Source organism: Priestia sp. KCTC 13724 (assembly GCF_056820425.1).
Map to the genome: position 1 here is coordinate 1 of NZ_JBXDLD010000066.1, position 4254 is coordinate 4254.

Below are 4254 nucleotides of genomic sequence, written 5' to 3' on the forward strand. Positions count from 1 at the left end.
GGCATCTGAGCAAATTTTAAAAAGAATAGCCGGTGTTCATATGCCGGATTATTAAGTAAAACTTATATACAGCAATGGATTGACGGTCTGCCTAACTATATCAAGGCTTATTTGTCGATTTCAGTCTGCGAAGTTTGAGTAAATAACTAAGGAGAAAAGCATCATGATACTTTTCTTCTTGGCTTTTTAAATAGATCCCGTATTTCGCTGTTACTAAAACTGCAACCCATATAAATACCTGCTCCCGCTATTGCTGAAAGAATAGCTGTAAGGACAGAAGCAGTATAATCCTGTACAGCGCCTGCTAACCAAACCGTTAACAATTTGCTCATGATAAACACAACGATTCCCATGAACGTTACGTGCACAATAGATATTTTCATTCTGGCAAGCTCGGGGATGATGCGGTATGACAGAGCTTTTTTAATAAGATGGAAATTATATAAAACAGAGACTCCATAGCCTACGTACGTCGCCAAAATTGGTGTGAGTTCTTTAAAAGATGAAAGTAGTGCAATATTTAGACTCAGCTTCAGTATAATCCCAATTAGCAAACCAGCAATGACCTTTTTCTGCTGATTAATTCCTTGTAAAATAGCTGCTGTAATAGTAAATAAACCAAATAAAATGGCCATTGGTGCGTACCATTGGAGAACAAAACCTCCCAGCTTATAGCTGCTTCCTGACGGAAAAATCATTCGATAAACAGGCTTTGCTAACAGTGATAAACCAACAGCAGCAGGAAGCGTCAAAAAGAAAAAGAGCTGCAGAACCTGCGTAATTTTCTGCTTCACATTATTTATTTCACCTTTTGTATAAGAAGTCGTAATGCTTGGAAGCAGTGACATCCCAAAAGCAGTTGCTAGTGAGACTGGAATCATTACCAATATCTGCACAAGACCAATAACTGCATTGACTGTTTCGGCTTTTTCTTGGGTATAGCCAATCGATTGAAACAACGCATTAATTGTAAACGTATCGATATTTTGATAGATAGGAATGGCTAATCCAACAATTACAAATGGAATGCTATAACTTAATAGCTCCTTTAACATTGAAGCAATCGGAATTCTTTTGTTCTCTCGACTGTTCTGTACTTGTTTATAAATAAAATGCTTGCGCTTTTGATACACAGTTACCAATATAAGAAGACCTGCGCCGCCTCCCATCACTGCACCAAATGTCGCCACTCCAACCGCGCTTGTTATACTACCATTAAACATTGTTAACACAGCATACGCGCCACATACGATAAACAGAACGCGAACGACCTGCTCAATTACCGTGCTCAAAGCCGAGGGACCCATTGATTGATTGCCTTGAAAATACCCTCGTAGTAAGCTCATTGCTGGAATGATAAGAAGAGCAAAGCTGACCATTCGAATTACGTAAACTACGTCATCAATACTATTTCCACTTCCATCTTGCCTTCCAACAACGAAATGGGCTAAAGTTGGAGCTAAAGCATATAAAGTTGCGCATGCTATAAACCCAGTCACCATCATTAAAAACAAGCCAAACTTCAATAAATCTTGACTTGCCCGATAGTTTCCTAGCCCATTATATTTTGACACGTACTTGGAAACGGCTAGCGGGAGACCCATTGTCGATAAGCTAATCATAAGACCATAAGGCCCATACGCATATTTATAAAGAGCGTATCCTTCATCTCCTACCAAATTCATAAATGGAATAATATAAACAAACCCTAAGATTTTTGAGATAAACGTAGCAGCTGTTAAAAAAAACGTGCCACGGACTAACTTGTTATTCATATTCCTCTCCTCGCTAAAAAAAGCAGCTATAAGCCACTTTTAAACTCTTCATCTTTCACTTCACTCTTGGTTGTTTCATTACTTTTTTCTATTATTCGTTAACAAAAGCTTTTAAGTACCATTATTAATTTGCAATTGTAACCAACAATGAATTTATGAATGCTCTTTCGTCAACCTTTCTCTCGCAGACTCTAACCCTCGATTTACAGGCCTGTGCCCTTTTGCTTTCGCCAGTCCAAACAGCGGCATGTTTGCATAAATGGACTCATACGCATTTGCTTCGACTTTATACGTTTCATGATAGATCCCAACCGTTCCATCGCTTCCAATTCGCTGATTAAACTTCTTCCATGCTTTTAAATGACGAGCTCCTTTTGCATAGGACTCAAGTTGTTCAAAGCTTTTCCAGTATTGTATTAAAGTGATTGTTTTCCATGAAAAAGACATTTCCGTATGTAAAAAGCCGAGCTCTTTGTTTTGATAAAGTTCTTTTATCACCGGCGGCATTGCCATAAATACAGGAAGCCATTTTGAGAAAGAAAATAGTTTATTAATTCTCATACCGATAATAAACACAACCATATCTTCTTCTCAATCTGCCGTATAGCGCCCATTGTAAATCTGCTTTGCCAACACCTTCACCTCCCAGTAATCATGTATAGTTTACCAGTTATTTTAAAGGAACACTATAACTTAAATTACATTTTTTACATATTGATTCTCTTGTTACTAAGAATGTACAAACAGCAAGGGCAGGCTTCAAACCTGAAGCCTGCCCTTGCTGTTACGAAGATAGCTCTTTAACTTTTTTTGCGTACTTCCGATAAGTTAAGACAAATATAATTCCACATATAATCATAATCCACGGGCTCAAAAATCTCATTAAAGCAAAGGGCGTTTCAAATAGAAAGCCCAATATAAATTGAGGATTTTCCATCTCCCAAAGGCCTTGAGTATAGTAAGCTGCTTTTGGATTCCAAACTGCTTCAAAGTTTTTATCAGAGTAAAACATCATAATGAAAAACAAAATAAAGACCATGAAGAAACCATTGTAGTTCATTAATCGCTTGTAATACGAAATTTGAGAGGAAAGGTCTGAAAACAACTCCGTATCTCCGTCTGGTTCCCCCATCCAATACTGTGTATGACTCATTTTTGTTCCAGCGATATGCTTCCACCCATAGTCTTCATAGAGCGTTTTATAAGATAAGAAATCAGCTTTATTTTTAAACGTTTGGTGATCAAGTCGAATAACATGACTTACAGCAGAGCTTTTAATAAAACGATAGCTTCCAAACATCCCAACTCGTTGACAAAGCCATCCTTTTCTTATCATTTCATTGAGCCATTCTTCTTCTTTCTCCACATCGATAAACAGTTTAAATTTCTTCATGATCACTCACTCCTTATATAAAGAAAGTATATGGGCTAAGCGCTGTTGTTCAACTTTCAAAATACGCTTCCCTTCGTCTGTGATGTTATATACTTTTCTCCTCGGATCATCAGATGGAACCTGCTTAATCCACTTTTGTTTTAATAAATTTTCAATCGCTCCGTATAGCGTTCCGGCTGCAATCCGAACATCATGATTACTTAGCTCTTCAATTCTTTTCATAATCGCGTATCCGTGCAAAGGTTCTCGTAAAGCTAATAAAATATAGTGCATTGTTTCTGATAACGGAAGAAGTTTATGCTTTTTCACTTATTCACCCTCTTTATACAGTTTAACTTTATACAACTCAACTATATATAGTTTAACTGTATATGTCAACATTTTTCCAAAAAGATAAAAAAAGCCATCGCTTCCAAAAGCGATGACTTTACCTACTTATTAAGGAGACTCATATGTAATGCACTTCCAATGTTTGCTGCTCATTTTTTCATATGTAACCCAGCCCATTTTCTCTAGTTCTTTTGCGAGTAAACGATTTAAAAATCCGTGACCAACAAGGACAACTGTCTCTTTATTTTTGGCATATTGAACTAAGCGTTCTGCTCCAATTTTTGCTCGCTTTCTCGCTTGCTTGTACGACTCACATGACTGACTGTATCCAGCCAGCCATAAAAGCCTTAATATGACAAGCCAAACAGCTGGTTTGCATTTAATAAACTGACCAAATGTACATTGAGGGAGCTCTACTTCTCTAAAGATACTGTCTGAGTTTAATCGTGACCCTCTCGTCAATAGATTAGCTGAGTGTTGACTTCTTTTTAAGTCACTCGTTAGTACGATGCCGCTGCTAGCAACAATTTCGACCGTTGACTGCGGGTACTCTTCTTCTTCCTGAACGCCTTTTTCGTCATAAGCTGACACCCATTCACGAAATTGTTCACTGCTTATTTTTTCATTTTCGTTCCAAGCAGATTTACCATGTCTTATAAACGATATTTTCATAGATACTCCTTTTCCCACTAGTGTTGCATAAATGTTGACGCAATTTTCAGTTTAATGTTTTTTCCTGTTTAGAGCCAAAAAAGT

Annotated in this window: 5 protein-coding genes; all 5 read right to left on the bottom strand. The window is 37.4% G+C overall.

The window, feature by feature from the left end; all coding sequences use genetic code 11:
* Positions 1-161: 161 nt before the first annotated feature.
* Positions 162-1775 (bottom strand): putative polysaccharide biosynthesis protein, encoded by a 1614-nt coding sequence (locus AC1UFB_RS09580; RefSeq protein ID WP_482589076.1) that lies wholly within the window; start codon positions 1773-1775, stop codon positions 162-164.
* A gap of 153 nt (positions 1776-1928) precedes the next feature.
* Positions 1929-2357 (bottom strand): DUF4188 domain-containing protein, encoded by a 429-nt coding sequence (locus AC1UFB_RS09585; protein WP_100347131.1) that lies wholly within the window; start codon positions 2355-2357, stop codon positions 1929-1931.
* Positions 2358-2559: 202 nt separating this feature from the next.
* Positions 2560-3168, bottom strand: coding sequence for a DUF2812 domain-containing protein (locus AC1UFB_RS09590; RefSeq protein WP_225002201.1), 609 nt, complete (start codon positions 3166-3168; stop codon positions 2560-2562).
* Between the two features lie 6 nt (positions 3169-3174).
* The gene (locus AC1UFB_RS09595; protein ID WP_061785558.1) at positions 3175-3441 is read right to left on the bottom strand and encodes a PadR family transcriptional regulator; all 267 of its coding nucleotides are present in this window, start codon (positions 3439-3441) and stop codon (positions 3175-3177) included.
* A gap of 165 nt (positions 3442-3606) precedes the next feature.
* The gene (locus AC1UFB_RS09600; RefSeq protein ID WP_100347129.1) at positions 3607-4170 is read right to left on the bottom strand and encodes a histidine phosphatase family protein; all 564 of its coding nucleotides are present in this window, start codon (positions 4168-4170) and stop codon (positions 3607-3609) included.
* Positions 4171-4254: the final 84 nt, after the last annotated feature.